Source organism: Streptomyces xantholiticus (assembly GCF_014651015.1).
Classification (GTDB): domain Bacteria; phylum Actinomycetota; class Actinomycetes; order Streptomycetales; family Streptomycetaceae; genus Streptomyces; species Streptomyces xantholiticus.
Genome location: NZ_BMWB01000019.1, coordinates 92,437 through 118,266 on the forward strand (window position 1 = coordinate 92,437; position 25,830 = coordinate 118,266).

Below are 25,830 nucleotides of genomic sequence, written 5' to 3' on the forward strand. Positions count from 1 at the left end.
CTAGCCGCGCGCCTCTGGACCGACAAGGCGCGGAACCCTACGATCTGACGCATCGTCAGCTACTGCTGTTGCGGAGGTTCCGGCCATGAACGAGACCGCTCACGCACTGGGTGCCGCCGCCACCCTCTGGGAACTCGTCGAGCGCCGGGCCGCCCTCACGCCCCACCGGCCCGTGCTGCTCCAGGGCGAGCGCCGCCTCACCTTCGGCGAGCTGCGCGGGCACTCGGAACGGACCGCCGCAGGGCTGTACGCGATGGGCGTGCGTCCCGGCACGGTGGTCGCCTGGCAGCTCCCCACCCGGATCGAGACGGTCGTGCTGACGGTGGCCCTCGCCCGGCTCGGCGCCGTGCAGTCCCCGGTCATCCCCTTCTACCGGGACCGCGAGGTCGGTTTCGCGCTGCGCGAGTCCAAGGCCGCGTACTTCGCCGTACCCGGCGAGTGGCGGGGTTTCGACTTCACGGCCATGGCCGAGCGGGCCGGAGCGCGCGGCGTCTTCGAGGCGTACGACGCGCTGCCCGTCGGCGACCCGTCGGCCCTGCCGCCGCCGCCCGCATGCGGCACGGACGTGCGCTGGATCTACTGGACCTCCGGCACCACGTCCGACCCCAAGGGGGTGCTGCACACCGACCGTTCGCTGATCGCGGGCGGCTCGTGCCTGGCCCATGCGCTGCACCTGTCGGAGGACGACATCGGCTCGATCGCCTTCCCGTTCGGGCACATCGGCGGCCCGGACTATCTGGTGATGCTGCTGCTGTACGGGTTCCCCGCGGTCCTCTTCGAGAAGTTCACGCTGCCGGACGCGCTCGACGAGTACCGTCGGCACGGCGTGACCACCGCCGGCGGCTCGACCGCCTTCTACTCGATGTTCCTCGCCGAGCAGCGCAAGCGGCCCGGCCGCAGGCTCATCCCCACCCTGCGGCTGCTCGCGGGTGGCGGCGCGCCCAAGCCGCCCGAACTGCACCACGCCGTCGTCCGCGAGATGGGGTGCATGCTCACCCACGGCTACGGCATGACGGAAGTCCCGATGATCACCATGGGTTCGCCCGACGACACCGAGGACGACCTCACCCGCACCGAGGGCAGGCCGCCCGCCGGGATGGAGATACGGATCGTCGACGGCGAGGTCCGGTTGCGTGGCGAGGCCGTCTGCAAGGGCTATCTGGACCCGGCCGCGACGGCGGCCGCCTTCGACGCCGACGGCTTCCTGATCACCGGCGACCTCGGCCACCTCACCGACAGCGGGCACCTCGTGCTCACCGGGCGGGCCAAGGACGTCATCATCCGCAAAGGGGAGAACATCTCGGCCAAGGAGATCGAGGACCTGCTGCACGGCCACCCCGATGTGGGCGACGTGGCGGTCGTCGGCCTGCCGGACGACGAACGCGGCGAACGCGTCTGCGCGGTCGTCGAGCGCGCCGCCGATGCCGCGGACCCGACACTGACCGCGCTCACCGAGTACCTGCGCGCCCAGGGCCTGTCCGTCCACAAACTGCCGGAACAGCTCGAGGTGGTGGACGCGCTCCCCCGCAACGAGACCCTGCGCAAGGTGCTCAAGTACAAGCTGCGCGAACGGTACGCATGACGCGCCCTGCCGGCAGCCGGCGTCACCGGGCGAGGTCCGGGCAGGGGCCGCCCACGGGGGCGCGGGCCCCCGACCGGGCCCGGACCGGACCGGCTACTCGGGCTCCGGGGTGACGTAGTAGGCGGCGAAGGCCGTCAGGGCGTCCTCCTCGCCGATCCGGCCGTTCCCGTCCGTGTCCAGCGCCGCTCCGGCCGCCGCCGCGATGCCGTCGTCGACGCCGAGCGCGCGGAGCACGCGCCCCACGGCCGCGGGGGTCACGCCCCGGCCGTCCTCGTCGGCGACCCTGATCACGGCGTGCACGAACGGGCGGGCGATCTCACCGAACCGCTGCGGGTTGTCGCGGAGCCTCTTCACCGCGCTGGTCACGAACTCCTGACGGGTCACCCGCTGGTCACCGTCCACGTCGGCGATCCCGGCCATGCCCTGCCAGAACGCCTCCGCACCGCTGTACAGGTCCTGCCCCTTGTCGGAGCGTGCGGTCACGGAGAACTCGGCGAGCAGCTTGGCCGCGGCCGAACTGAAGTCCTCACGGTCGATGTAGCCGTTGCCGTCCTGATCGAAAGCGGCGAAGCGGGAAGCGATCTTCCGCTCGTACTCTGCGCTGTCCATGCGGGGAGCGTAGAGCCCCGGAGGCCGGGCTGTGTACGCACCCGGGCAATTGCACGGCGGCAACATCGGGGCGAAGTGCAGATGACGGGTGTGCGACGGGGCGTACAGGGGCGCGCGAAAGGGGCACGGGGGCACGGGGCCGGATGGTGCCGGCGGTTCACGCGGTGAGCGGCCGGGCGCCGTCGTCGGTGGCCGAGCCCGTGTCCGCGTAGACCTCGAAGAGGCGGCGAACGCCGAGGGCGCCCAGCACGCGGTTGACGTGGGAGCCGTCCTCCGCGCCGCGGGCCGGCAGTATCAGGCGCAGCCGGCCCCGGCACGAGCGCATCAACCGCCGGGCGGCGATCAGCACACCGACGCCGCTGGAGTCGCAGAAGAACACCCCGGAGAGGTCGAGCACGACATCGTGCTGTCCGGCCGCCACTGCGTCATGGACCCGCTGACGCACCACCGGCGAGGACACGAGGTCGAGCTCTCCGCGCACCTGCAGCACGGTCCACGAGCCATGCTGGGTCTCGGCCACATCGAGTATCACGTCTGGACCCCTCCTCGTACCGGTCACAGAAGACCGGAAGCTGCCCTTCCACTCCCGCTGCCCGACTGCCCGCCGCTGAAACGCGACATTCGTCACGGGTGCTTCCACGACTCCCCAGGGGGTCCTTCCCCGCGCCGGCCCCTACCATCCGCAATGCGGCAGAGGCGCACTTGACGCAAAGGCGCGTATGCAGTTCGCCCGGCGCACTACATTCGAATGAGCGACAGCACGAGGGCTTGGGCAGCAGCCACGGAGCGCAGCTTGGGGGCCGCATGGCGAGGGACGCACCACCGCGCTGGGACCGCAGGATGCAACAGCGGCTGGCGCGGGGCGAGGCCGCGGCGCTCGGTGAGCTGTACGACAGGTTCGCCGCGCTCGTACACAGCCAGGCCTACCGCGTGCTCGGAGACGAGGAGGCGGCCGACCAGGTCACCCGCGAGGTGTTCGGGTACATATGGGAAAATCCGGACGCCTACGACCCCAAGCAGGGCTCCATGCGGTCGTGGGTGGCGCGGCTCACCAACAGCCAGGCCGTGCACCGGCTGCGCCAGAGTGAGGCCGCGGCGCTCACCGAAGGGGACGGGGGCACGACGGAGGAACTGGAACAAAAGGTGCGCAGGGCCGCTGTCGCGGCCCGGGCCGACTACATCGTGACGTCCATGCCGGCGCCGCTGCGGGACGCACTGGAGCTGGCGTACTTCCAGCGCAGGGACTACCGTCAGACCGCCGCCGATCTCGGTGTCACGGAGGACGAGGCGAGGCGGCGGCTGCGGCTGGGTCTGCAACTGCTGTCCACCGCGAACCCCCGCGCCCTCGAGGACTTCTCCCCGCCCGACTACGGGCGCACCTTGTGAACGGGCCCCTGGACGGCGGCAGCAGCGACGGCCGTGGGCGCGACGACGGGTTCCGCGGAGTGCCGCGCATACCGTCCCCGCGCCCCGCCCCGGACGACCTCCACCCGCACGCGTACCGCCCGTCGGCGACGCAGCCGCCGACAGGAGACGAGCCCGGCCCCACACCGGACGCGAACGCGCCCGCATCGGACGGCGCGGACCGGGCCGAGGCGGACGGCGCGTACCCGGACCGGGCCGGGGCGGGCGCCCCGGAAACAGCGGACGGGGGCGACATGCGCTCACACCGGGTGTTGAAGTCGCTGCTCGGGGCGTGGGCGTTGGCCGCGTGTTCCGCCGAGGAGACCACGGCCGTCGAGGAGCATCTCGGCGAGTGCGCCCCGTGCGCGGAGGAGGCACTGCGGCTGCGGGACGCCGTCGGGCTGTTGCACACCGATCGTGACCTGGACCTCGACCCGCTGCTGCGCTTCCGGGTGCTGGAGAGCTGCCTGGGCCGGCGGCCCGCCCGTATCCCGGTGCCCGGCTGGGCCGACCCGTACGACGCGGAGACCGCCAGGCTGGACGCGCTGCTGCGGGACATAGGGGACTCGGAATGGCACGCGCCGGTGCGGCTCAAGTGGTTCGAAGGCAAGACCCAGGTGAACCGGCGTACGACCGTGGCCGGCGTGATCGGGCATCTGATGACCGTCGACGGTCTCGTCGCCGGTGCGCTCGGGCTCGACGACCCACTGGGTCCGCACGCGCCGTTGCCGCCGACCGCCCGTACCGAGTCGTTCTGGAACAGCGCGGACCTCCCGCCCACCGGCGCGATCCGTGAGCCGTGGCGCGACCAGAGCCACGCCCTCGTCCGTACCGTGTCCTTCGCGGGCCACGGGGTCGCCGAAATGCCCGTGTCTTACGGGACGTTCACGCTGCCGCTGCGGGACGCGCTGCTCGACCGGGCCTTCGAGTGCTGGATCCACGCGGACGACATCGCCGACGCCGTGGACTATCCGTACGCACCGCCGAGCGGTACCCATCTCAACCGCATGATCGACCTCGCGGCCAGGCTGCTGCCGGCGGCGCTCGCGGAGCGCAGGCGCGCCGGGCTCGCCGGGCCGCCACAGCACCTGGTGGCGGCGGGTGCGCCCGGACGCTCACTCCATCTGGAGGTCGAGGGCTCCGGCGGCGGTAGCTGGTACATCGCCCTGGACTCGCCGGCCGCCGCCGGGTCACCGGACCTGTCGATCGCCCAGGTCGCTCTGGACGGCGTGGAGTTCTGCAAGCTGGTGGCCGGGCACGTCTCCCCTGAGGAGGCCGCCGTCGGTCAGGACGGTGACCGGGAGGCGATCCGGGACGTGCTGTTCGCGGCCGCCGCGCTGAGCCGCCTGTAGCGACGAGGGGATGCCGGCCTACCGCGTGCTCTGCCGGGGCAGTTCCCGGCGGCGGCGGACCGGCGAGAGGAAGACGGGGAGGAAGGCGAGCGCGAGACAGCTCGCGCCCGTCCGGAGCGCGGCGTCCAGTCCCGCGAACTCGCCGAGCAGACCTGCCGTCGCGGAGCCGAGGGCGATCGCCCCGGTGAGCATGAAGCGGAAGGTCGCGTTCATCCGGCCGAGCAGCGGATCCGGCGTCAGCCGCTGACGCAGGCTCACGCCGAGGACGTTGTCGACGCCGACCTTGAACATGGTCAGCATCCATCCGGCCGCGGCGACCCACAGCCACACGCCCCGGTCGACGAGCGGCAGGAGCAGCGCCGCGGGCGCCATCCACAGGCCGGCGAGACCGAGTGTGCGGCCGTGTCCGAGGAACCGGCCGACGGGGCATGCGCAGCGGGCGCCGATGAGGACGCCGACGCCGCCGGCCGCCCAGTAGAGCCCGAGCGCACCCGCGGACAGACCCAGTTCCCGGACGAACAGCACGGGCAGCAGCGTATTGACGATCTGGGCACCGAAGTTGACGAGGGACGCCGTGAACGCCAGGGCCCGTAGCTCGGGATGGCGCAGGACGTGCCGCACCCCTTCCGCGATCTGCGCACCCAGCCGTCCGTCGGGCGCCTTCGGCACGGCGCCGGTGGCCTCGGCCGCCACGGAGCGGGGCGACACGGCCAGCCTGAGCGCCGATGCCAGGTACAGCAGGCCCACCCCGACGACGGCCACCGGCGCGGTGAACAGTTGCACGATCCCGCCGCCGGCGCCCCTGCCCGCGACATTGCTCGCGGCCTGCAGGCTCACCACCGCCGCGTTCGCCGGCACCAGCGCCTCACGGTCCACGAGCCGGGGAAGGACGCTCTGCGAACCCACGTCGAAGAAGACCGTCGCGCAGCCGTTCAGCAGCACGACGGCATAGAGCTGTCCCAGGGTGAGGGCGCCCAGCGCCCAGGCCAACGGCACCGAGACGAAGAGGACGGCCCGGGCCAGATCTGCGGCGATCAGCACCGGGCGGTGCCGCATCCGGTCCACCCAGGCCCCGGCCGGCAGGCCGATCAGAAGGAACGCCAACGTGCTCAGCGTGGCCAGCAGGCCGACCTCACCGGCGCTCGCGTCCAGCGCGGACACGGCGATCAACGGAACTGCCACATAACCGATGTTCGTGGCGAGGTGGCTGAAGACGGTGGCCGTGAACAGATTGCGGAACTCGCGGGACCGCCAGGGGCCGTCGCCGGACCCGGAGGTGGGGTCGGGCCCGGGCGCGGAGGTGGATCCGGGCGTGGACATGGGCGGCGGGGTGGGCGCGGACATGACCAGTACGCTGCCCCGACTCCGCCGCACGCTCCAATGATTTAGCCTCGGCCGAATGGTGCTCGAGAACCGCCCCGCGGGCGGCAGGCTGGAGATCGCCTTCTCGGCGGAGGACGTCGCCCGCACGCGCTTCGCCGTCTCCCCGCTGTGGGAGGTCGTCGCCAGCGTGCGGGTGCTCAAGGGCGCGGACACGCCGGGGACGCACCGCCGGTGGCTCGAGCGTGTACGCCCGCATCTCGCCGCGGCGAAACTGGACCTCACCCCGCTCTGCGCACTGATCGGCGCGCCGCCGGCCGGCGTCCCCGGCTTCCTCGTGGCGCCGCCCACCACCCCGCAGCCCTCGCTCGAGGTGGAGCTCGCGGCCCTGCGGTCCATGCCGCACACACTGCTCCGTACGACGACGCCCGCCGCCCGCGAAGGGGTCGCCGCACTGCGCGAGGACCCGGACCGCGGCCTCGACCGGCTGGTGGAGACGATCGCCACCTACTGGGAAGTGGCGATGGCCCCCTACTGGCCACGCATTCTGACCCTGGTCGAGGGCGACATCCTCTACCGGGCCAGACGGCTCGCGGAAGGCGGCGCCCGCCGCCTCTTCGACGATCTCGATCCGCGGGTCACCTGGGAGTCCGGCACCCTGCAGGTGATGCACCGCTGCGTGCGCGGTGCCCGCAGCCTGGACGGCCGGGGCCTGCTGCTGGTGCCATCCGTGTTCGGCGGGCAGCGGATCTTCTCCGACGTGGACAGCCCCGAGTGGCAGCCCACCCTGCGCTATCCGCCCCGGGGCACGGCCACGCTGTGGGAAGCACGGGCGGAGCCGCTGTCCGACGCCCTCGCGGGCGTCCTCGGGCGCACCCGCGCGCTGCTGCTGGCGGAGCTGTCGGCCCCCGCCTCCACCACGGATCTGGCGCGTCGCATCGGCCTGTCCGCGGGCGGAGTCTCGCAGCACCTGACGGCGCTGCGCGCGGCCGGCCTGGTCAGCGCGCACCGTACGGGACGTGTGGTCCTCTACGCCCGCACACGCGTGGGTGAGTCGCTGGTGGGCGGCTGACCCGCGGCAGGCCCGGGCGGGGCCGTCATTCGCCGCCGACGCTGAAGTTCGGTTGCCCCTGCGGCTTCAGCTCGACCTTGATGGTGTGGGTGGTGTCGCGCGCCGCGGTGGCACTGCCGCCGGCGGTCAGCACCCCGATCCGCAGCCCTGCCCGTCCACCGCCCTCCCGCCGTACCTGCACCGCGAACTCGAGGTTCACGCTCTCCACGCTGAACCGCAGATCCCTTCCCTCACCGGCCCGTTGGGCGGATTCCAGTTCGTCACGGATCTGTCCGATCACCTCCGCCAGGCCCACGACCGCGGTTTCGTCACGCTCAGCCATCGCGTCCCCCCTCTCCCGTAGTTATCGTGAGCAGTATGAGCGAGCCGATTCGCGCATCCAACTCCCCGGCACAGGAAGAAGGTTGGCGAGTACGACTGCTCCGTGGCCCGGACCGGACGGGCCGGCCGCTGGGTGCCGGGGTACTGCTCCCCGGCGGTCTGGTGCTCACCTGCGCGCATGTGATCCTTCTCCGCCCCGACTCCTCCGGTGTCCGGACCCCGTTGGAGGAGGTGTACGTCGACGTGCCGCGCATGTCCGTGGGCGGCGACGCGTCGCAGCCGCTGCGGGCCCGGCTGCTGAGGGAGTACCTGGTCATGCCGACAGGGCAGTTCGGCGGTGATCTGGCGCTGCTCAAGCTGGATCACGAGCCTGCGGTCCCGCACGCCGTCCTGCACCGCCAGATCCCGGCGCGCGGCGACATGGTGCACTTCACCGGGTATCCGGAGGACCTGCCCGGCGGTGAGCACCTGGACGCCCGGCTGATGGGGCGCGGCGGTCCCGCGCCGACGCCGGAGTGGGTGCAGCTCGACGCGCTCAACGCGCCGTACGTGGTGCGTCGCGGGTACAGCGGGTGCGCGGTCGTGCACAGCCGTTCGCGGCGGGTCATCGGCATCGTGGCGCACCAGTTCGGCACGCCGCAGGCGCGGGTGCGGCGGGACCACGCGTACATGATCCCGACGGAGACGGTGCTGAAGCATCTGCCGCTGGAGCGGCTGGGCCTGACGGTCACGGGAAAGCCGGCCGTCTCGCACGACGTCGCCGTGGCCCACGACAGGACCGCCTCCGGTCGCGTGCCCGGCCTGCACCTGCGGCTGACCCGGTGGCTCGACGGCGCGCCGGACACCGATCCGGTGGAGCCCGTGTTCGCCGGGGAGGGAGAGCACGAACTGCTGCACACGGTCAGGTCGGTGCTCACCCTCGCCGACCGCGAGCAGAGCCCGCCCGAGGCGCCGACGTCCCGGGCGAGCGGGGCGGGCGCGGCGGACGGGGCCGGCGCCCCCCAGGCGGGCAGCATCGACATCGCCGTCGACGCGACCAACCGGACCGTGGCGGAGCTGGCCAGGGACGCGGCGGACCGGATCGGGCTGGACCCGCTCGCGGACGGCCCCGACCGTTTGGACGGCGACGCCTCCCTTGGCGGTGACCTGATCTCGCGGATCGCAGCACACAGCCCGCCGCTGAGCGCCGCGTTCCTGTCCGTGGACCGGTCGGCCTCCACCGACGACGAGGTCCTGCGGCTCCTCTCCGCACTCCTCGCCCGCGGCCAGAGCCGGCTGCTGCTCGTCTTCAACGACCCGCGTTCACCGCTCCTCGCCCGGGTGCGCGAGGAACTCCTCGGCCCCGACTGGGCCGCCCGCCGCACCGAACGGCTCGGCACCCGGGTGAGCCGGCTCGAAGAGACCGAACAGCGGCTGCGCCGGCTCTCCGGCCGGCGGCCCGCGGCCCTGGCACCCCGGCTCCGGCAGACGCTCGAACAGCTCGGCCCCGACGGCCCGTTGCACGGAGTGGAGGACCAGCCGCACGCCCTGTTCCGCTGCGCCGTCGACATCGAGGCCGCGCTGCTGGACGCGGAGAGCGCAGTGCAGGAACTGACCGGCCCCGCCGGGCCCCGCGAGTTCGTCGTCGGCCCGCCGGGCGACGGGCTGACCGACCTGCCGTCCGTCGCCGTGCGCGACGCGGACGCGCTCGTCACCGAGCGGAGCGGGGACCGGCTCGCGGGAGGCGACCGGCTGCACCAGCAGTACGAGGTGGTGGGCCCCATCGGCCAGGGCAACCACGGCAAGGTCTACCTCGCCCGCGACCTGCTCCTGGAGAACCGCCCCGTCGCTCTCAAAGGCATCCTCGACCCGGGCGATCCGGCCGCCGTGCTCCAGGCCCACCAGGAACGACTACGGCTCGTCAGCCTCAACCACCCGTCGGTCATCCGCGTGGTCAACTACGCGCGGCACGAGCCGACGGCGTCCGAGTTCATCGTCATGGAGTTCGCCGACGGGGCGCCCCTGTCGTGGGTCGGCTCCCGGATCGCGAGACGGGTGGAGCCGTTCGCGGGGCCGCGGGTGCGTGAGTTCATCGTCGCGTACGGCCTGCTGATCCTGGAGGCGCTCGACCATCTGCACCAGGAGGAGCAGCTCGTCTACGGTGACCTGTCGCTGACCAACGTCCTCCACTGCGGCACCGGCATCAAACTCATCGACGTCGCGGGCGTACGCGAGCCGGGCGCGCCCGGGCCGGTCAGCCACCGGCCGCCGGAGAGCGGACCCACCGGTGGGATGACCACCGCGGGCGACCTCTACACGGTCGGCGCGGTCCTCGGGGAACTGCTCGCCAAGGACCCGTCGCCACCGTCCGACCTCGGCACCGAGTCGCTGCGGCGGGCACTGTCGCGCGCCACGGCCACCGACCCCCGGCGGCGCTATGCCTCCGCGCAGGAGATGGCCGTCCAGCTGCGCGGTGTGCTGCGGGAACTGCGGTCGCTGCGGCTGGACGAGGAGACCTTCGAACCCTCGCCGCTCTTCGACTCGGCCGCCATCGCGCTCGACGGCCGGCTCGGCAGACCCGCGCCCCTCGAACGCTGGCAGTCGGGCGGCACCGCCGACCGGCTCGGCGCGCACGTGCCGCAACCGGCGGAGGCCGCGGTGGCCCTGCCCGTTCCGAAGGCCGACGTGCAGGACCCCAACTGGAAGGAGCTGCAGCGCACCTCGCACGACGACCCTGCCGGTCTGCTGCAGCTCAGCAACGAGTGGCTGCCGTCGCCCGAGCTGCATCTGCTGCGCTGCCGGCTCCATCTGGAGCTCGCCGGCGCCCGGCGCCACGGCCGCGACAAGGAACTGGTGACCGCCGCGGTCGAGCTGGAGCGGGCCGGCCGGCTGCTCGGCGACCTGGCCCGGTACGACTGGCGCCTCGACTGGCACCAGGGCCTCGCCCAGCTCGCGCAGGGCCGGCTGCACCGGGCTCTGAGCTGTTTCGACACGGTGTACGCGGCGATACCGGGCGAGTACGCGCCCAAGCTGGTCCTCGGCTACTGCCACGAGAAGCTCGCCGACGAGTGGCGGACCGGCGAGCGGGCCGACGCGGCGGAGGCACCGGCGGCACGTGAGGCGCACGAGCAGCAGGCCATGCTCTTCTACGACGCGGTGTGGCGGCGCAACCACGCACTGGGCGCGGCCGCGTTCGGGCTGGCCCGTATCCATCTGGCACGGCACAGCCCGGACAGGGCGCTGGCCTCCCTCGACGGTGTCCCGCCGGACTCCCGGCACCGCACCGCCGCGCGTACGGCGATGGTCCGCATCCACGCCGGCACACCCACGGTCGCCTCCGCGATCCGCGCCCACGCCGCGCTGCACCGGCTCGCCGGCCACGAGGGGCTCACGGACCGGCAGGCGCAGGAACGGCTCACGGCGGAGCTGCGCGAGCAACTGCTGGAGCTGGTACGGGCGCAGGGCGCGGACGTGCTCGCGCTGTTGCGTACCGCGTTGCCGTCGATGGTGCCGCTGCCGTCGACGGAACGGGAACTGCGTGAGCAGTTGTCGACGAGTTACCGCCAACTGGCGAAGCAGGTACCGCGCACGGACCGCGCGGAGGGCGCGGCGCTGGCGGAGGCGCTGCTCGACAACGCGTACAGCACGCGTCCGCTCGGTCTGCGGCACGCCCGCGGACAGGCGGGCCGCGGGGCGTGGTTTCGGCGGCTGTCGCTGGGCGACCGCCGATGAGCGTCTGCGGCGCGCCCGTTCCCCCTCCCCGCCCCATCCCGCAACCGGAGCTCCGCGCAGTGTCCTCGATCTCTCCCTACGGCCTGTCGGCGGTGGACGGCGGTACTTCCCCCGCCGCCGGGCGCAGGGGGAGTACCCCCGGCAGGGCTGCCTGCGCAGCCTCGCCGTCGTTTGAGGCGTGGTGGTCCGATGAGGGGACGTCAGGCCTGGAAGCCCCGGCAGGACGGAGTCCCGGTTCCGGGACAAGGTGCCGCCCACGCCGCCAGGCGCAGGGGCAGCACGGGGAGGGGCGGGCCCGCCGCGGGCGTGGCAGGTGGCAGGGCTCGACGCCGGCCCGGGCGCCGCGCGGTCGGTCCGCAGACGGAAGGAGGCCGGATGAGACGCGCCAAGACGGCCGTGCGGCAGTGGGCCGCGACGTCGGCGCGATACGCCGCCGGGGCCGGGCCCGCCCTGTGGGCGCGGGCCGTGGGACGAGGGCCCGGCGGGCGACGGGCGACGGCCGCGTTCCTGCGGCGGCGCATGCTCCTCCTGCCCGCTCTCGCGTTCGTGGCGCTCGCGCTGTGCGCCGCCGCGTACGCCGATGTACACGACCGTTCCGAGCGGCTGCGCCACCGGTGCGTGCCCGCGCTGGAGGGGCTGGCGCAGGCGCGGACGTCGCTCGGACTGGCGCAGGCGCAGGCCGAGTTGCGACTGCTGACGGCGGTGCAGGCCGGGCAGGTCGAGCTGGGTGAGACGTACCGCTCGCGGTTGACCGAGGCGTCGCAGAGCCTGGGTCGGGTCGCCCGGTCCGGCGCCCTGAGCCGTGGGCAGGAGCAGGAGCTGCGGGTGGTCTCCGGGCTGGTCGTCGCGTACGGGGACAAGATCGCCTGGGCGGACCGCAACCGCGACAGCGACGTGCTGCGCGAGGCCGGCGTCGAGTACGCGGACGACCTGCTCAGCGGCCCCGTCACGAACTCGGCCGCGCCCGGCGAGCCGACCGCCGTGCTGGATCGGATCGAGGAGCTGGAGGTTCAGCTGCGCAAGGAGACCGGCGACCTCGCGGCCTGGAGCCCGCTGACCCTGACCGCCGCCGGTGCCGCCGTCCTGACGACCGCGCTGTTCGCATTCCTGGCCGTCGGCACGGCGGTGTTCCTGCGGGACCGGCTGCGGCTGGTCAGTGTGCAACTGGCGGCCGGCGCGCTGCCGGTGCTGCTGACGCCGGTGCTGCTGGCGTTCGGCGGCGCCCAGGAGCACGGTGCGCAGCAGGGGGCTCGTTCGGCCGTGGCCGAGCTGGCGGACGTCGGCGCGGTCCGGGCCGCCCCGCGTGCGATCGAGGACGCGACGGACACGGCGTATGCGCGTATCAGCGCGGCGAACCCGGACGGCTGGTCGCTCACGGCGGGAATCGTGGTGCCGGCCGCCGGGGTCGGGGCGCTCGCCTCGGGGGTCACGCTCTATCTCTACGGCAGGCCGTATCCGGCCGCCCGCACCACCCTCCGACGCAAGTACACCGAGGCGTGAGGAAGTCATGAGGAGACGCAGGGGTCTGCGGGTGCTGCTGGCCGGGTGCCTGATCGCCGTGGTCTCGGTCGTGGCCGGCTGCAGCGGCCCGCCCGAGGAGCGCACGCTGGTCGTGCTCGGGCCGTGGACGGACGGCGAAGAGACGCCGTTCGTGGCGGCGCTGGCCGCGATCGGGAAGCAGACCGGTCACCGTTACGTCTACAAGGGCACCCGTTCGCTGCGCGAGACCCTCGTCGCCCAGCTCCAGGCCGGCGCTCCGCCGGACGTGGCGATCCTCAACAGCCCCGGGGAGCTGGCCGAGTACGCGAGGGCCGGTGACCTGCACCCGTTGCCGGAGCAGGTGGTGGGCGCGGCCGTCCCGCCGTGGGCGCCCACGGTCACGGTCCAGGCGGCGGGCGGCGAGGCGCGGACCCGCGTCTACTGGGCGCCGATCCGGGTGGATCTCAAGTCGCTGGTGTGGAGCCGTACGGACGTGGCGGAGTCGGACCCCGTGTGGTGCGTGGGCCTCGGCTCGGGCGCCACGTCCGGCTGGCCGGGCACCGATTGGCTGGAGGACCTGATGCTGCAGCGCCGGGGCTCGGCCGCGTACGAGGACTGGGCGACGGGCCGGACGCCGTGGCAGCGGACGCGTCCGCTGTGGCAGGAGTGGGGCCGGATGCTCACCGCCGGGGGGCGTACCCCCGGCGCGCAGGAGCTGGCGGACTTCGAGCTGCTCGACGACGGCCGGTACGGGCTGCTGAACCGCGGCGACTGCACCCATGAGCACCAGGGTTCCTTCATCCGCCGGCACTACGGCGGCGGCGTACGGCCGACGCCGACGGCCCGCTATCTGGACGGGGTGCCGACGGCGGCGCAGGGCGGCGAGAACGCCTTCGAGGTGTCGGGCGACATGGCCGCGGTGTTCCGGGCGAGCGCCACTGCGTGGGACCTGCTCGGCCGGCTCACGTCCAAGGAGGCGCGCAGGAGCTGGGCGAACGAGGCGCTGCCGGATGAGCGGCCGTTCTTCCCCGGCGGCGCCACGGCGGCCTCCGTCCCTGCGTCGAGGGCCACGGCAGAGGTGCAGCGGCTGTTCGACGCGGCGGGCCGGATCTGTTTCGACGCCTCCGACGCGATGCCGCCCACGCTGCGCGACGCGTTCCACCGGGCGGTGCTGGAGTTCGTGGGCGACCCGCGCGACGAGGCGCTGCTGGACCGGCTGCTCGGGCAGTTGGAGGCGGAGCGTCTGCTGCAGCGCCAGGAGAAGACGTTCGTGCTGGACGACCTGTGCGACAACCCGCTCGCCGAGTAACCGGGCCGGGCTCGCGTCAGGCGAAGACGACCGTGCGGCGGCCGTTGAGCAGGATGCGGTGCTCGGCGTGCCACTTCACCGCGCGGGCCAGCGCCTGGCACTCCACGTCGCGGCCGATCGCCACCAGTTGTTCGGGGGTCACCTCGTGGCCGACCCGTTCGACCTCCTGCTCGATGATCGGTCCCTCGTCGAGGTCGGCAGTCACATAGTGCGCGGTCGCACCGATCAGTTTCACACCGCGGGCGTGCGCCTGGTGGTACGGCTTGGCGCCCTTGAAGCTCGGCAGGAAGGAGTGGTGGATGTTGATGATCCGGCCGCTGAGCTGCTTGCAGAGGTCGTCGGAGAGCACCTGCATGTAGCGGGCGAGGACGACCAGCTCCACGTTCTCCTCGTGCACCAGGTCCAGCAGCCGGGCCTCGGCGGCGCCCTTGGTGTCCTTGGTGACCGGAATGTGGTGGAACGGGATGCCGTACGAGGAGACGAGCTCCGCGAAGTCCGTGTGGTTGGAGACGACGCCCGCGATCTCGACGGGCAGGGCACCGGTGCGCGAGCGGAACAGCAGGTCGTTCAGGCAGTGCCCGAACTTGCTGACCATCAGGACGATCCGCATCCGCTCGTCGGCGAGATGGATCTGCCAGTCCATCTGGAAGGAGTCGCCGACGGCGGCGAAGCTCGCCCGCAGCTTGTCCACCGTGACCGGGGAGTCCGCGGAGAAGTGGACCCGCATGAAGAACAGACCAGTGTCCCTGTCACCGAACTGCTGGCTGTCCTCGATGTTGCAGCCGGTGATGAAGAGGTAGCTCGAGACTGCGTGCACAATGCCCTGTTTGTCCGGGCAGGAGAGCGTCAGGACGTACTGGTCGGTCATCCTCTCAGCCTGCCACATCCGCCAGGCGGGCCCGGCACGCGTCCGTCAGGCGGACCGCGTCATGATCCGCAGCACCTCGAGGGAGCGCGGCGGGGTGTCCGGGTCCTCGCCGTCGCTCGTCGCCAGCCGGACGTGCGCGTCGCGCGCCGCCCGTACGGCCTCCGGCCAGCCGTGGTGCTCCATGTACGCGGAGACCGGTGCGTCGGCACCGACCTGGTGCATGATCCGCAGCACTCGCAGCACGGCGACGTCCACGAGTGCGGCCTCACCGGAATCACGGAAGATCGTCCCGACGTACTTCTCCGCGGACCAGTTGTCCAGCCAGGTGTCCTCGACCAGGCGGTACACGGCATCGGTGACGTCGCCGTATCCCTCGCGTCCCGCCAGCCAGCACTCCTGATGGAAGACGGGGTCGGAAAGCATGTGCAGCGCCGAGCGCACGTTGCTGCGCCAGCGCCACCAGGGCATGTCATTGAGCGGCATGCCGCCCATGGTGGAGGAGCGACGGCCGCGACGGGAAGGGTTGACCGAACCTTGCTGCACGTCTTCGATCGTACGTTCCCTTTCCGCACACCTGGACCCACCCCTGCAATTCACCTCGACGTCACTTGGCGTTGATCCATGCTCACTGTGTCGTTACCTGGAACCGGAAACGTGCACAGTCATGACCGGTAGGCGTCGTACCTCCTTCCCTCGCCCCTCCAAGACCTTCTCAGTCCGTACCGCGTGTACGGCGGTGGTGGCGACCGGGGCGTCGCTGATCGCCGGATGTGGCGTACTCCCCGGAGATGCGGGGGGCTCCAAGGAGCCCGTCACCGTCATGACCTTCGCCCCTGAGGAGACCAAGGCCACCAACATGCCCGGTATGCCGGCGATGGCCGAGGCCTACGCCCGCTGGGCCGAGGCCAGGGGCGGCATCGACGGCCACGAGCTGCGCGTCATCACCTGCAACGAGCAGAACACCCCCAGGGGCGCGGCCACCTGCGCCCGGCAGGCCGTCGACAAGGGTGCCGACGCGGTGGTCGGCTCCTACAGCCAGTACGGCGACGCGTTCATGGCGCCGCTGGAGGCCGCCGGCATCCCCTTCATCGGCGGATTCGGGGTCTCCGACGAGGAGTTCACCAGCTATCTCTCCTACCCGGTCAACGGCGGCCAGGCCGCGCTGCTCGCCGGGAACGGCGAACAGCTGGCCGACGTCTGCGACAAGGTCGCACTCGTACGCCCGGACAGCCTCGCCGGCGACGACCTGCCCGACCTCCTCAACGCCGGCCTGGCCCGCGGCAAGGCGGGCGAATCGGCGGACATCCTCGCCGCCGACGACGCCACCGGCTACTCCGACGAGGCGCTGCGGGCGCGGGAGCGGGCGGCGGAGCCGACCTGGACGAAGACCGTGGCCGACGGCGAACTGCCGGGCTGCGTGACGGCCGCCCTCGGTGATCGCACGGAGACGTTCTTCGACTCGTACCGCCGGCTGCCCGAGGACGGCCGGCAGTTGCGGATCTCGTCGGTCATGGGCAGTGTCGGCCAGCCCCTCATCGACCGCACCGGCGGCCGCAACGGCCTCTACGAGGGCGCCTACATCACCGGCTGGTACCCGGACGCGGACGACGCCCGCTGGGACCGGATGCGCGACGTCATCCGCACCCACGCCTTCGGCGACGACAGCCTGGATCCGGCCGACGCCGGTGTGCAGACGACATGGATCGCGTACACCGTCCTCGACAAGATCATCCATGCGATCGGCACCGACGCCATCACCCCCGGCAAGATCTCGCACATCCTGGACCAGGGGCTGAAGGTGTCGACCGACGGTCTGACCCCGGACCTGCGGTGGGGTTACGAGGACATGCTCGGCGCCGCCCGCTATCCGCGGATCGTCAACAGCAGCGTCACCTTCCAAGTGGTGCGTGACGGACGGCTGGTGACGCAGCGCCAGGGATCCGTGGACGTCGGCCGCACCCTGGTGGACGCGTCGTAGACCCGGCGGGGCCGATCGGCCGCCGCCAGGACCTGCCGCCCCGGCTCCGGATCGATCCCGGCCGGGGCGGTCCGCCGCTCTCAGAGCTGACTGCTGCTGCGTTCCGTCAGACCGTACTTGCGGGCGATCACGTTCCACAGCTTCGACGCCTCGTTCTTGGCCGTGGTCGCCTCGCCGCTCGCCTGGTTGCCCTGGGCGGTCTGCTTGGTGACGCGTGCCTTGCCGTCCTTGCAGCCCTTCTTGCCCTTGGTCTGCAGCGCCCAGGCCGCGTAGTGGTCGTCGGCCGACGCCGACGCCTGCCACGCCTTGTTCAGCGACGCGGTCAGCGCGGCGTTGTCCGGCAACTTGTCCACGGACAGCGTGCCCAGCCGGGTCACCAGGTCGCGGCGCTGCTGGGCGGCGCCCTTCAGGTCGGTGGCAGCCTGGTCCAGGTTCTTGCACACCCTGATGTTCTCGACCGAACGGATCACCGCGGCACGGCTGTTGTTGCTGTCCGCGAGGAGCTTGTCGAGCTCCTGGGCCTGGGGCTCCGCCGGGTCGGCGGCCTTCGCGCTGGGACTCGCCTCGCCGGGCGCCGGGGAGTCGGCCGCAACGTTCCTGTCCGGGACCGGGTCCTTGTCGTCGTCACCTCCGCCGAACATCACGGCACCCAGGCCCAGGCCCAGTACGGCGCACCCGACGACCAGCGCGGCGATAACCGGCGCGGTGGAACGGCGGCCCGGCTCGGGCTCGGGGTCGTACCGCGGCTCCTGACGGCCCGGCTGCTGGTAGGACGACCGGGCCGCCTGCTGATGCGCGGGCGGCGACCCTTCGAAGCGGGGCATCTGCTGGGTGGCGTCGGCCGGTTCGGCCCCGCCGTGGCCCTCCGAACGGAAGAGGCTGTCGAACTCCGCGGGCGGCTGCCGGTCCCCGGGAGCGCCGGGCCTGATGCCGAACGGCGCCCCGTTGGGAGCGGGCGGCACGGGAGCGATGTACTGGGTGGCATCCGCGTCGGCTCCCTGCGGGCCGCCGGCGGCCAGGCGCCCCGTCCCGAGGAACGTCGTCGACTCCGCGGGCATCTCCGGCGGCAACGCGCCGGGCCCGACGGGCGCGATGTACTGCGTGGCATCGGAGTCGGCCCCTGGCGCGGGGGCGCCGCCTCGGGCGTCCGCCGCGTGCCGGCCCGGCGCCTGGCCGTGGTCGGCCTGCGGATACCGGCTTTGCGGGCCGGCGCCTTGCGCCGACTGCGGCGGCAGCGTGCCCGGCGCATCGAACTGCCCTTGCGAGGCAGCTTGCGCGTATCCGCCCTGCGCCGCCTGCGGGGGCAGCGCGCTTCCGGGGGCGCCCGGTGCCGCGAAGTCGCCATGGGGGCCTGCCCCCTGGGCCGTCTGCGGCGGCAGCGCACCTGCAGACGCGCCCGGCGAAGTGAACTGCCCCTGCGCAGCGCCGCCTTGGGGCGCCGCCTGCGCATATCCGCCCTGCGGGCCGGCACCTGCGGGTGCGCCCGGTGCGTCGAACTGCTGGGAGCCGCCCTGCGGCGCAGGCGCGTAACCGCCCTGTGGGCCCGCGGGCGTACCCGGAACGGGGAACTGGGCCGGCGCCCCCGGCTGCGGGGGTGACGACGTCGCGACCTGGCCGGCGTGCGCAGCCGGCTGCGCGGGGTAGCCGTAGCCACCGGCCTGGGCCGGGGCCGCGGCCGGGTAGCCGTAACCACCGACGGGCGCCGGGTAGCCGTACCCGGGCGGCGCCGCCTCCGGCGACTGCGGCGGTGGCTGCTGGGGACCCCACGGCTCACCCCAGGGCTGGCCACCCGCGGGAGCCGCCTGCGCGCCGGGTATGAGGGGCTCGCTTCCGTCGGCGGGCAGCACGACGCCTTCGTGCGCGGGCCGCGCGGCCGGCAGCCGCTGCTCGTCACCCTGTCCGCTGTGCGTCACCGGGACTCCTACGTGTGGACCTACGGAATCGTCGGTTCACGCTACCGGGTGCCCCCAGCGGTCCGCACACACGTGCCGAAGCGGTAACAAGATGCGGACACAACTCGCTGTTGAAGCCCGCCGGAAAGCCCTTGCCCCCGCGCCCCCTTGCCCCGCTCTGTGCCCTTCACCACAGGGCGGGTCCACGAAATGGTCACCGTCCGCGCGGAGGACGGGCCCGCTGCGGCCTGTGCCGGAGCGGGCCGGGCCGGACTTTACGGGGATCTACGCCGCCGTCCGCTGCTCCAGCCGCGTCGCGAACTCCCGCACCGGTGGCTCCTGCGCGTACGGCTCGAGCCGCAGCTGGAGATCGTCCAGATACTCCGCGCCCCTGCTCGAGCGCAGCGTATCCAGCAGCTCCACCGCCCGCGTGCCGGTGCAGCAGGCCTGTTCCACCTCGCGCTGCTGGACCTGCGCGGATGCCAGCAGGACCAGGCCGATCGCCCGGCGGCGGGCCCGCGACTCGGGCAGGCCCTCCAGCGCGTCGCTCGCGTACCGCGCCGCGGTTTCGGCCCGGCCGAGGTCTCGGTAGCAGTGCGCCAGCTCGTCGGCGAGATACGCGTGATCGAAGTGGGCGATCCAGTCAGGATCATCCCCTTTCTCCGGATCTGTCCGTTCCAGCGCGGCGACCGCCTCGGCCGCCACCTCGTCACAGGTGCGGCCGTCCCCCAGCAGGGCGTGCCCGCGGGCCTCCGCCGCGAGGAACATGGCCTGCACGCGGGGCGTGACCCGCCCCCGCGCGCCTTCCTGTGCGGCCCGGGCGAGCTGAGCGATCTCGCGAGGGGTGCCCAGTTCGGCGGCCAGGTGGCTCATGGAGGCGGCCAGCACATAGCCGCCGTAGGCGCGGTCGCCCGCGGCCTGCGCGAGGCGCAGGGCCTGGATGTAGTACCGCTGGGCGAGCCCGGGCTGGCCGGTGTCCACGGCCATGTAGCCGGCGAGCTCCGTCAGCCGCGCGACGGCCGCGAACAGCTCCCGGCCGACGGCCTCCCGGTACGAGCCGGACAGCAGCCCGGAGACCACACTGTTCAGGTAGTGCGCGACGACCGGCCGCACATGGCCGCTGCCGAAGCGGTGGTCCATCTCCGTCAGCGCCGCGGTCATCGCACGGACCGCTTCGACGTCCGAGAGGCCGACCCGCGCCCCGGCGGTGCGCGCCACCTGCGCGTCCGCGCCGGTGATCAGCCAGTCCCTGCTCGGTTCGACGAGGGCGGAGGCGGCGACCGCCGAGCCGGAGAGGAAGTCGCGCCGGCCCACGTCGCTGCGCCACAGCTCACAGACCTGCTCGATCGCGCCGGGGACCGTCGGCGCGAACTGCAGGCCGACGCCGGTGGCGAGGTTCTTGCCGCCCGCCATGCCGATCTCGTCGATCGTGACCGTACGGCCGAGTTTGCGGCCCAGCGCCTCCGCGATGACTCCCGGGGCCCGGCCCCGCGGCTGCTGCCCGCGCAGCCAGCGGGCCACGGAGGTCTTGTCGTAGCGCAGGTCGAGGCCGCGCTCCACGCCGACCATGTTGACGCGCCGGGCCAGCCCGGCGTTCGAGCATCCGGCTTCCTGGATGAGTGCCTGAAGCCGTTCGTTAGGCCGGCGGACGACGAGAGGCCTGGCTGCCATGAACTACCCCCTGATGCCGCGTTGATCAATGAGCTGATCAATGCCCGGCTGATATACGGAGAATGCAGAGTTGGTCTGGTTGGTTCCTTTTGCCGTCGCGCCCCGTTGTTTGCCTTTCCGTACGCGTCCCCGCACTGCCTACCCGCCCCAGCGGCCCGCGGCCCGTGCGCGCCCCCGGCCGTGCACCCGTGCGCCCCACATGCAGGATCGATGCTCCACCGCCCACCGCATCACGCCCCGTAACCCGGGGTTGCGGCGGCAGTTGAGTGTGTCGTGGAAGAGACCATGGGAGTCACGGAAGCCGCACGGATCCCCCAGCAGCGAGGCGAGCAACTGCTGGACAGCGCCGTGCGGTACGCGGAAGAGCGGCACTGGGACGTGTTCCCCGGCACCTGGCTGGAGGCGGTCGAAGGCACGCAGCGCTGCTCGTGCGGCGATCTCCGCTGTTCTCTGCCGGGCGCCCACGCGGCGCGGCCGGACTGGGCGAACCAGGCGACCGGCAGCGCCACGGCCGCCCGCCGGCTGTGGTCGATGCAGCCGACGGCCTCGATCCTGCTGCCCACCGGCCGCACCTTCGACGCCATCGACGTCTCGGAATCCTCCGGGTTCCTTGCGCTCGCGCGCATGGAGCGGATGGGCCTCCCCCTCGGCCCGGTGACCTGCACCCCCGACCGCCGGATGCTGTTCTTCGTCCTGCCTGGCGCCGCCCTCAAGGTCCCCGACCTGATCAGCAAGCTGGGCTGGGCCCCGAGCTCCCTCGATCTCGTCGCCCGCGGCGAAGGCCATTACGTCGCCGCTCCACCGACGAGGGTCGGCGGCCACGGCGCCGTGCAGTGGGCCCGCCGCCCCACGCCCGCCAACCGCTGGCTACCGGACGCCGACGAGTTGATCAGCCCGCTCGCGTACGCGTGCGCCAGGGACCCGGCGGCGGCGCGGATGCGCCAGGGCCGGGGCGGGGGCTGAGACTGCACACCCTTCACCCGCGTCCGTAGGCTGGACCCGGACATCGGTGCCTTCGGCACTCACGGGGACGGGTGAAGGGCGTACAAGCAGATGCCGGACCAGACGGTTGACCGGGCGGGCGGGGCGCGTACGGCCCCGCCCGCCGTACATGTCGAGGGCCTGTGGAAGCGGTTCGGCGAGCAGATCGCCGTCGCCGGCATCGACCTGACACTGCCGGCCGGCAGCTTCATCGGGCTGGTCGGGCCGAACGGCGCGGGCAAGACCACGACCCTGTCGATGGTCACGGGCCTGCTCCGCCCCGATCAGGGCCGGGTGCAGGTCGCCGGCCACGACGTGTGGCTCGACCCGGTCGAGGTCAAGTCGCGGATCGGCGTGCTGCCGGAAGGGCTGCGGCTCTTCGAACGCCTGTCGGGACGTGAACTGCTCGCCTACAACGGTCGGTTGCGCGGCCTGCCGGGCGACGAGGTCGACAAGCGGGCCGGGCAGCTGCTGGACGTACTCGATCTCGCGGGGGCGCAGCACAAGCTGGTCGTCGACTACTCGACCGGGATGCGCAAGAAGATCGGCCTCGCGGCGGCGCTGCTGCACAACCCTGAAGTGCTGTTCCTCGACGAACCGTTCGAAGGCGTCGACCCGGTGTCCGCGCAGACGATCCGCGGGGTGCTCGAGCGGTACACCGCCTCCGGGGCGACCGTCGTCTTCTCCAGCCATGTGATGGAGCTGGTCGAGTCGCTGTGCGACTGGGTCGCGGTGATGGCGGCGGGCACGATCCGGGCACAAGGCCCGCTGGCAGAGGTCCTCGGCGATGCGCCGTCGCTGCAGGCCGCGTTCCTGGAACTGGTCGGAGCGCAGGGCCGGGACAACGGGAAGTCGCTGGACTGGCTCGGCGGCGGTGCCCGTTGAGCACGGCATCCCTGACGTCCGTCTTCGTACGGCTGAAGCTGTCGCTTCTGCGCAACGGGCTGCGCCAGTCGTCGGGACGCAGGGCCGCGTTCATCGTCTCGATGGTGGTGGTGCTGCTGTTCGCCGCGCTCCAACTGCTCGGACTGCTCCTGCTGCGCGGCAACGAACACGCCCTGTCGCTCGTCGTCCTGCTCACCGGTCTGCTCGCGCTCGGCTGGGCGGTGCTGCCGCTCTTCTTCCCGAGCGGCGACGAGACACTGGACCCGACGCGCCTGGTGATGCTGCCGCTGCGGCCCGGGCCGCTGGTGGCCTCGCTGCTCGTCGCGTCGCTGGTCGGCATCGGCCCGCTGTTCACGCTCTGCATGGTCGTCGGCTCGGCCGTCGCGCTCTCGCACGGCGCCGTCGCGCTGCTCGTGTCGATCGTCGCCGTGCCGCTGACGCTGCTGGTCTGCCTGGCGCTGGCCCGTACCGTCGCGGCCGCCAACATCCGGCTGCTCACCTCCCGCCGGGGGCGCGATCTGGCGGTGCTCAGCGGCCTGGTGATCGCGGTGGGCATCCAGTTCGTGAACTTCGGTGTGCAGCGCCTCGGTGACGCGGGCGGTCTCGCCGCGCTGGAGCCGGCCGCGGCGATCGTACGGTGGGTACCGCCCGCGTCCGCGATCGGCGCGGTGGACTCCGCGAGCGACGGCGCGTACGGCGCCGCGCTCGCCCAACTCGCCCTGTCCGCGCTGGCTCTCGTCCTCCTGCTGCGGGCCTGGCGGCGGAGCCTGACGAAACTGATGACGACCCCGGACGGTTCGACGCTCGCCGCGGCGTCGGAGCCCACCCGGGGACCGTCCTCCGCAGGCAGGCTGCACGGGCTGCTGCCGGAGGGCCGCACCGGAACGGTCATGCAGCGCAGCTTCAAATACATCTGGCGCGACCCCAAGACCAAGGGCGCCTGGGTGTCGTCGCTGGCGATCGGGTTGATCGTGCCGATCTTCAACGCCCTGCAGGGCACCGGCTCGATCTACTTCGCCTGCTTCGCCGCCGGGATGCTCGGCATCATGATGTACAACCAGTTCGGCCAGGACACCTCGGCCTTCTGGATGGTCGCCATGACGATCTCCTCCACGCGCGACGCGTACGAGGAACTACGGGCCCGGGCCCTGGCGATGCTCGTCATCACCCTCCCGTACATGACGCTGGTGTCCCTGCTCACCGCGGCGGCGCTCGGCCGGTGGCACGACCTGCCGGAGGTGCTGGGCCTGTCGTTCGCCCTGCTCGGCGCGATGCTGGCGACGGGCGCGGTCTCGTCGGCCCGTTTCCCGTATTCGATCCCGCAGGACAGCGCGTACAAGAACGTGGCGCCGGGGCAGGGCGGCCTCGCCTGGCTCTCGCTCCTCGGCGGCATGGTCATGGCGGCGCTGCTGTGCGCCCCGGTGATCGTCCTCACGGTCCTGCTGAACGCCTCGGCCGGCTCCGGCACGCAGGGGCTCCTGCTGCCGGTCGGCGCGGCCTACGGGGCACTGATCGCATGGGCGGGCGTGCGGATCGCGGCCCCGCAGACGGCGAGGCGGCTGCCGGAGATCCTCACGGCGGTCAGCAAGGGGTGACGGGCCCGGTGCGCAGGGTGCCGCCGTCGGTTTGAGTAGCGTCATGGCCATGTCGATGCCGCAGAACCCGTACGGGCAGCAGCCGAATCCGTACGGCCAACCGCAGTACCCGCAGCAGCCGGGGCACCCGCAGCCCGGCTACGGGCAGCAGCCCCACCCGGCGGCGGGCGGCTGGGGCGGCCCGCCGCCGTACGGCCCGCCGCCGGTGCCGCCGAGGAAGAACCGTACCGGCCTGACCCTCACCCTGGCGCTCGGGGCGATCCCGCTGATCCTCCTCCTCGTCTGGTTCGGCAACAGCGTCGACCTGCACCCGGACGACGCGGGCGGCGGCAGCGAATTCCCCGTTGCCGAATACGAACTGACGACACCGAAGACGCTGCTCGACGGGAAGTACGAGCTCGCCGACGACCAGTCCGCCCAGCGGCAGCAGCAGCTCGAGTCGTCCCCCGTCGACGAGTCCAGCATCCGGGATCCGCAGGCCACGGTGGCCCAGTACACGTCCACCTCGGAGGGCCGTGTTCGGCCTCGGGGAACATCGGTACAGCGGTTGGCGCTGAGAACGATCACGGTCAGGGCGTGAGCGCGCTGACCCGGTTCTCGTACTCTCGGCGGGCCTTGCGCTGGGCCGGGACTGCGGGGAGGCCCTGGCCGCCGTCGAGCGGCTGGCAGCGGGCGAGGAGTTGGTGGTGTACGGCGGGGACGGCGCCGACGCGCAGGGTGTAGCCCTGACCGCGCCGTACGGTCGCCCCCTGGTCGAGCGCGGCGCGCTCGGCGGGCTCCAGCTCGGTGGTGCGGAGGTAGTCGGCGACCTTGCCCGGCATGTCGAGGGTGACCGGCAGCTCCGGGGCGGGCGCGTCCTCCTCGCTGACGGTGTGGTCGGGCAGGAGGTCGGCGACGGCGGTACGGATCGCACCGCGGCTGACGCCGTGGTCACGGGCGAGGGCGGCGATGGACCGGCCTTCCAGGTACGCGGTGCGCACGGCGTCGGTCTGGTCGGCCGGGATGGAAGAAACCCGCCCGCCGCATCGATGATCTCCTGTCCGCGTTCCATGACGCGCTCGGAGGAGCTGCTCCCACGCCATCACCGCAGCGGCGGCCCCTCATTGCCCCGATCCAAGCCATCACGCACTGACCGGTACATAGGGACGCCGGTCGGGCGCTGCGCAGGGCGTGGTCGCAGTCCCCGAGGATGAGTGACCGCTTGAGGGCGGGTGGTGGGGTGTGGACCCACAGTCGTAGCTCCAGGGACAGGCAGCCGCTTCCCTCCGGTGATCGAGCAGCCGACTCTAGTCGGCGCCTCGATCACTCGTCACGTCCGGGCGCGTCCCGAGTTCGTCGAGGACGACCCGGAGGAGCCGGGCCCATACGCGGGCCCGGCTCCACTGGGCGAAGCATCGGTAAACCGGCTGCCGGCACGGACCGAACGCAGGTGGGAGCTGCCGCCAGGTGCATCCCGAGGTGGCCACGAAGATGATCGCGGCCAGTGCTCGCGGTCACCGGCTCGGAGCCGGCCCCGCCCTGCGAACGCTTCAGCTCCGTCGGCGGACCCTCCGAAGCAGCACAAACAACTCGTGAGGCTCCAGCCGTTCAACCAGATGCGTCATGCTCCTCACGGGGCGACGGCTGTCGGACACCTAGCGGCTGAGCTTCCTTGTCGCGACTGTCTGGGCGCTGCTGGACGGGCATCTCATCACTCTGGCCCTGACGGTGCGCCTAGTGGGCGCCCCGGAAGCGCTGCTGTGGCACTCCACGTCCGTGCCGGCCAAGGTGCGGCAACTGCTGCCGCCCGGCAGGCATCCCG

Annotated in this window: 22 protein-coding genes; 12 read left to right on the forward strand and 10 right to left on the reverse strand. The window is 72.6% G+C overall.

Features of this window, described 5'->3' with window-relative positions; all coding sequences use genetic code 11:
- The first annotated feature begins 85 nt into the window (after positions 1-85).
- Positions 86-1,582: a class I adenylate-forming enzyme family protein gene (locus IE198_RS24755; RefSeq protein WP_189890253.1), complete on the forward strand. Its 1,497-nt coding sequence runs from the start codon at positions 86-88 to the stop codon at positions 1,580-1,582.
- 93 nt (positions 1,583-1,675) lie between these two features.
- Here IE198_RS24755 and IE198_RS24760 read toward each other — a convergent pair whose 3' ends face one another.
- Together IE198_RS24760 and IE198_RS24765 are read right to left on the reverse strand one after the other, a co-directional pair.
- Positions 1,676-2,191 carry an EF-hand domain-containing protein gene (locus IE198_RS24760; RefSeq protein WP_189890255.1) on the reverse strand — a complete coding sequence of 172 codons (516 nt, stop codon included), beginning with the start codon at positions 2,189-2,191 and terminating at the stop codon, positions 1,676-1,678.
- A 157-nt stretch (positions 2,192-2,348) separates the two neighbouring features.
- On the reverse strand, positions 2,349-2,723 hold the full coding sequence (locus IE198_RS24765) for an STAS domain-containing protein (RefSeq protein ID WP_189890257.1): 375 nt from the start codon (positions 2,721-2,723) through the stop codon (positions 2,349-2,351).
- A 272-nt stretch (positions 2,724-2,995) separates the two neighbouring features.
- Between IE198_RS24765 and IE198_RS24770 the strand changes: the two genes are divergently transcribed.
- Positions 2,996-3,577 (forward strand): sigma-70 family RNA polymerase sigma factor, encoded by a 582-nt coding sequence (locus tag IE198_RS24770; protein ID WP_189890259.1) that lies wholly within the window; start codon positions 2,996-2,998, stop codon positions 3,575-3,577.
- Complete coding sequence (locus IE198_RS24775; RefSeq protein ID WP_373299959.1) at positions 3,574-4,947, forward strand: maleylpyruvate isomerase N-terminal domain-containing protein; 1,374 nt, start codon at positions 3,574-3,576, stop codon at positions 4,945-4,947. Before IE198_RS24770 ends, IE198_RS24775 begins: the two co-directional genes overlap by 4 nt.
- 18 nt (positions 4,948-4,965) lie before the next feature.
- Here the strand turns inward: IE198_RS24775 and IE198_RS24780 are convergent, their stop codons facing one another.
- The gene (locus IE198_RS24780; RefSeq protein ID WP_229834299.1) at positions 4,966-6,291 is read right to left on the reverse strand and encodes an MFS transporter; all 1,326 of its coding nucleotides are present in this window, start codon (positions 6,289-6,291) and stop codon (positions 4,966-4,968) included.
- Positions 6,292-6,346: 55 nt separating this feature from the next.
- Between IE198_RS24780 and IE198_RS24785 the strand changes: the two genes are divergently transcribed.
- A complete protein-coding gene (locus tag IE198_RS24785; protein WP_189890261.1) occupies positions 6,347-7,339 on the forward strand; it encodes an ArsR/SmtB family transcription factor in 993 nt (330 codons plus the stop codon).
- Positions 7,340-7,364: 25 nt separating this feature from the next.
- Here IE198_RS24785 and IE198_RS24790 read toward each other — a convergent pair whose 3' ends face one another.
- The gene (locus tag IE198_RS24790) at positions 7,365-7,661 is read right to left on the reverse strand and encodes a trypco2 family protein (RefSeq protein WP_189890263.1); all 297 of its coding nucleotides are present in this window, start codon (positions 7,659-7,661) and stop codon (positions 7,365-7,367) included.
- Positions 7,662-7,696: 35 nt separating this feature from the next.
- Between IE198_RS24790 and IE198_RS24795 the strand changes: the two genes are divergently transcribed.
- The 3 genes from IE198_RS24795 to IE198_RS24805 all read left to right on the forward strand — a co-directional run bounded on the left by IE198_RS24795 (position 7,697) and on the right by IE198_RS24805 (position 14,159).
- Positions 7,697-11,371, forward strand: coding sequence for a tetratricopeptide repeat protein (locus IE198_RS24795; protein WP_189890265.1), 3,675 nt, complete (start codon positions 7,697-7,699; stop codon positions 11,369-11,371).
- Positions 11,372-11,746: 375 nt separating this feature from the next.
- Complete coding sequence (locus IE198_RS24800; protein WP_189890267.1) at positions 11,747-12,871, forward strand: hypothetical protein; 1,125 nt, start codon at positions 11,747-11,749, stop codon at positions 12,869-12,871.
- A gap of 7 nt (positions 12,872-12,878) precedes the next feature.
- A complete protein-coding gene (locus IE198_RS24805) occupies positions 12,879-14,159 on the forward strand; it encodes an extracellular solute-binding protein (protein ID WP_189890269.1) in 1,281 nt (426 codons plus the stop codon).
- A gap of 16 nt (positions 14,160-14,175) precedes the next feature.
- On the opposite strand, the gene purU is transcribed toward IE198_RS24805, so the two are convergent.
- Positions 14,176-15,027 (reverse strand): formyltetrahydrofolate deformylase, encoded by an 852-nt coding sequence (purU, locus tag IE198_RS24810; protein ID WP_189890271.1) that lies wholly within the window; start codon positions 15,025-15,027, stop codon positions 14,176-14,178.
- Positions 15,028-15,072: 45 nt separating this feature from the next.
- Positions 15,073-15,519 carry an SCO4402 family protein gene (locus IE198_RS24815; RefSeq protein ID WP_189890393.1) on the reverse strand — a complete coding sequence of 149 codons (447 nt, stop codon included), beginning with the start codon at positions 15,517-15,519 and terminating at the stop codon, positions 15,073-15,075.
- A gap of 172 nt (positions 15,520-15,691) precedes the next feature.
- Between IE198_RS24815 and IE198_RS24820 the strand changes: the two genes are divergently transcribed.
- On the forward strand, positions 15,692-17,005 hold the full coding sequence (locus IE198_RS24820) for an ABC transporter substrate-binding protein (RefSeq protein ID WP_189890273.1): 1,314 nt from the start codon (positions 15,692-15,694) through the stop codon (positions 17,003-17,005).
- An 80-nt stretch (positions 17,006-17,085) separates the two neighbouring features.
- Here the strand turns inward: IE198_RS24820 and IE198_RS24825 are convergent, their stop codons facing one another.
- Both IE198_RS24825 and IE198_RS24830 read right to left on the reverse strand, forming a co-directional pair.
- Positions 17,086-18,918, reverse strand: a complete 1,833-nt coding sequence (locus IE198_RS24825; protein ID WP_189890274.1) for a hypothetical protein — start codon at positions 18,916-18,918, stop codon at positions 17,086-17,088.
- 264 nt (positions 18,919-19,182) lie between these two features.
- Positions 19,183-20,568, reverse strand: coding sequence for an NsdA family TPR-like regulatory protein (locus tag IE198_RS24830; RefSeq protein ID WP_189890276.1), 1,386 nt, complete (start codon positions 20,566-20,568; stop codon positions 19,183-19,185).
- Between the two features lie 285 nt (positions 20,569-20,853).
- Between IE198_RS24830 and IE198_RS24835 the strand changes: the two genes are divergently transcribed.
- The 4 genes from IE198_RS24835 (at position 20,854) to IE198_RS24850 (ending at position 24,609) form a co-directional block, all read left to right on the forward strand.
- A complete protein-coding gene (locus tag IE198_RS24835) occupies positions 20,854-21,531 on the forward strand; it encodes a bifunctional DNA primase/polymerase (protein ID WP_189890278.1) in 678 nt (225 codons plus the stop codon).
- A 90-nt stretch (positions 21,532-21,621) separates the two neighbouring features.
- On the forward strand, positions 21,622-22,434 hold the full coding sequence (locus IE198_RS24840; protein WP_189890280.1) for an ABC transporter ATP-binding protein: 813 nt from the start codon (positions 21,622-21,624) through the stop codon (positions 22,432-22,434).
- A complete protein-coding gene (locus IE198_RS24845) occupies positions 22,431-24,029 on the forward strand; it encodes a transporter (protein WP_229834300.1) in 1,599 nt (532 codons plus the stop codon). Before IE198_RS24840 ends, IE198_RS24845 begins: the two co-directional genes overlap by 4 nt.
- A 49-nt stretch (positions 24,030-24,078) precedes the next feature.
- A complete protein-coding gene (locus tag IE198_RS24850; RefSeq protein WP_189890283.1) occupies positions 24,079-24,609 on the forward strand; it encodes a hypothetical protein in 531 nt (176 codons plus the stop codon).
- Here the strand turns inward: IE198_RS24850 and IE198_RS24855 are convergent.
- Together IE198_RS24855 and IE198_RS36680 are read right to left on the reverse strand one after the other, a co-directional pair.
- Positions 24,599-25,009, reverse strand: a complete 411-nt coding sequence (locus IE198_RS24855) for a resolvase (protein WP_189890285.1) — start codon at positions 25,007-25,009, stop codon at positions 24,599-24,601. The two genes, IE198_RS24850 and IE198_RS24855, sit on opposite strands and share 11 nt — an antisense overlap.
- A 306-nt stretch (positions 25,010-25,315) precedes the next feature.
- Positions 25,316-25,513 (reverse strand): transposase, encoded by a 198-nt coding sequence (locus tag IE198_RS36680; RefSeq protein WP_373299966.1) that lies wholly within the window; start codon positions 25,511-25,513, stop codon positions 25,316-25,318.
- Between the last annotated feature and the right edge of the window lie 317 nt (positions 25,514-25,830).

Coding starts and splice junctions, on each gene's coding strand:
- IE198_RS24805 (WP_189890269.1), top strand. CDS start 12,879: ATGAGGAGACGCAGGGGTCTGCGGGTGCTGCTGGCCGGGTGCCTGATC.
- IE198_RS24820 (WP_189890273.1), top strand. CDS start 15,692: ATGACCGGTAGGCGTCGTACCTCCTTCCCTCGCCCCTCCAAGACCTTC.
- IE198_RS24790 (WP_189890263.1), bottom strand. CDS start 7,661: ATGGCTGAGCGTGACGAAACCGCGGTCGTGGGCCTGGCGGAGGTGATC.
- IE198_RS24795 (WP_189890265.1), top strand. CDS start 7,697: ATGAGCGAGCCGATTCGCGCATCCAACTCCCCGGCACAGGAAGAAGGT.
- IE198_RS24755 (WP_189890253.1), top strand. CDS start 86: ATGAACGAGACCGCTCACGCACTGGGTGCCGCCGCCACCCTCTGGGAA.
- IE198_RS24770 (WP_189890259.1), top strand. CDS start 2,996: ATGGCGAGGGACGCACCACCGCGCTGGGACCGCAGGATGCAACAGCGG.
- IE198_RS24760 (WP_189890255.1), bottom strand. CDS start 2,191: ATGGACAGCGCAGAGTACGAGCGGAAGATCGCTTCCCGCTTCGCCGCT.
- IE198_RS24830 (WP_189890276.1), bottom strand. CDS start 20,568: ATGGCAGCCAGGCCTCTCGTCGTCCGCCGGCCTAACGAACGGCTTCAG.
- IE198_RS24835 (WP_189890278.1), top strand. CDS start 20,854: ATGGGAGTCACGGAAGCCGCACGGATCCCCCAGCAGCGAGGCGAGCAA.
- IE198_RS24780 (WP_229834299.1), bottom strand. CDS start 6,291: ATGTCCGCGCCCACCCCGCCGCCCATGTCCACGCCCGGATCCACCTCC.
- IE198_RS24815 (WP_189890393.1), bottom strand. CDS start 15,519: ATGGGCGGCATGCCGCTCAATGACATGCCCTGGTGGCGCTGGCGCAGC.
- purU (WP_189890271.1), bottom strand. CDS start 15,027: ATGACCGACCAGTACGTCCTGACGCTCTCCTGCCCGGACAAACAGGGC.
- IE198_RS24800 (WP_189890267.1), top strand. CDS start 11,747: ATGAGACGCGCCAAGACGGCCGTGCGGCAGTGGGCCGCGACGTCGGCG.
- IE198_RS24850 (WP_189890283.1), top strand. CDS start 24,079: ATGTCGATGCCGCAGAACCCGTACGGGCAGCAGCCGAATCCGTACGGC.
- IE198_RS24840 (WP_189890280.1), top strand. CDS start 21,622: ATGCCGGACCAGACGGTTGACCGGGCGGGCGGGGCGCGTACGGCCCCG.
- IE198_RS24785 (WP_189890261.1), top strand. CDS start 6,347: ATGGTGCTCGAGAACCGCCCCGCGGGCGGCAGGCTGGAGATCGCCTTC.